Genomic DNA, 1697 nt, shown 5'->3' with positions numbered 1-1697 from the left:
GCCGGACCCGAAGCCGCCCGCATCAGCGCCGAAGTGGCCCGCGAGGGAGCGGCGGCCACCGCGCGGGCCGCATCGGCCGCGAGCGCTCGGGCGGCTTCGGGTCCGGCGGTCCCGGGCACGCCGGCCGACCGGGCCCCGCAGGCCCTGCCGCCCGCGCCGGCCGACCCGGCCTGCCTCTGGGACGACCGGGCGCTGCCCCTGCTCCCCCTCCAGCCCCCGCGCACCGGACGCGAACTGCTCGCCGACCACATCACGGCGATGGTCTGCTGCGCGGCCATGGACACCATGGGCGCGGTCCCCGGGCTCGACTGGCTCGACGGACCGGCCCTCCTCGTGGGCGGCGTACGCGTCACGGACCTGCCCGCCCGGGTCATGACGCTGATCGAGGACGGTGACCCCACGGCCCTCCGCCGGTGGCTGGCCCGGCAGGGCATACGCCCGGAGAAGCCGGTCCGGCTCGGCTGAGCGGGACGGCCGGCTGAGCGGGACGGCCGGCTGGACCGGACGGCCGGGAGAACCGAAGGCCGGAGTCCTCCCTTCCGCCTGCGGCCGGTTCGCGACGAAGGGTGACGTGGTGCGTGCGTAATGTGATGTGCTTGAGTCGTTCGCGTTCCTCGCCCGGGGCCTGCGGCATACGACGAGCGCCTTGCCGGCCGTGGGCGGCGGGGTCCGCGGGAGGGGAGCGACCATGGGTGCGCGGCAGGGTCACTGCCGGATCGAGGGGTTCTGTTCCACCGGCGGGGTGGCACCCGGGGAGACGATCGACTTCCACGTCACCGTCGACCCGCCCCAGGAGTTCCGCGTCGACGTCCACCGCGTCGGCCACTACGACGGGCGGGGCGCCGTCCCGATCATGTCCGGCCACCGCCTTGCCGGCATCGCGCAGCCCCCGCCGCTCGTCGCCGGCCGTACGGTCTCCTGCCACCACTGGTGGCTGTCCTGGCGGTTGGCCGTCCCGTCGGACTGGAGCGTCGGCGCCTACGTGGCCGTGCTGACCACGGCCGACGGCCGCAGCCGTGCCCGGATCCCCTTCACGGTCCGCGACCACCGTCCGGCCGACCTGCTCCTCGTCCTGCCCGACATCACCTGGCAGCTCCACAACCGCTACCCGCAGGACGACGGGACGGACGGACCCCGCGCGGTCGGCGAGGAGGGCACCGGATCCCCCTTCGACCTCGCGTCCCCCTCCCCCTCCGCGGGCACGGTCTCCTTCGACCGTCCGTACGCGGGCGCCGGCCTGCCCCCGTCCGCCGCTCACGCCCACGACGTCATCCGCTGGGCCGAGCGCTACGGCTACGACCTCGCCTACGCCGAAGCCCGCGACCTGCACGCCGGCCGGGTCGACCCCGCCCGGTACCGGGGCCTCCTCTTCCCCGGTCCCGACGCGTACTGGTCCCCGGCCATGCGCGGTACCGCGGAACACGCCCGCGAGCAGGGCACCTCCCTGGTCTTCCTCTCGGCCCGGACGATGTACGGGCAGGTGGAACTCGCGCCCTCCCCCTCCGGAGCGCCCGACCGCCTGCTGACCTGCCGCAGCGGCAGGCGCCGGGGCCCGGACCGCAGGACCCGGGAGCACGGGGCCCGGGACCGCGGGACGCCGGACCGGGGGACGCCGGGCAGGGGGGCGCTGTGGCGGGAGACGGACCGCGCGGAGCAGCACCTGCTCGGCGTCCAGTACGCGGGCCGTCTCCCGCCAC

Annotated in this window: 2 pseudogenes; both read left to right on the top strand. The window is 76.4% G+C overall.

Annotation, left to right across the window (positions count from 1 at the left end):
• Positions 1–465, top strand: a pseudogene (locus AOK18_RS29625) (hypothetical protein); the annotation flags it as partial.
• Positions 466–652: 187 nt separating this feature from the next.
• A pseudogene (locus AOK18_RS29620) lies at positions 653–1697 on the top strand (N,N-dimethylformamidase beta subunit family domain-containing protein); the annotation flags it as partial.

The sequence above is a fragment of the Streptomyces prasinopilosus genome (assembly GCF_001419695.1).
Classification (GTDB): Bacteria; Actinomycetota; Actinomycetes; order Streptomycetales; family Streptomycetaceae; genus Streptomyces; species Streptomyces prasinopilosus.
Note: the sequence above shows the minus strand (reverse complement) of the source record. Positions and strands in the feature narration are given on the sequence as shown.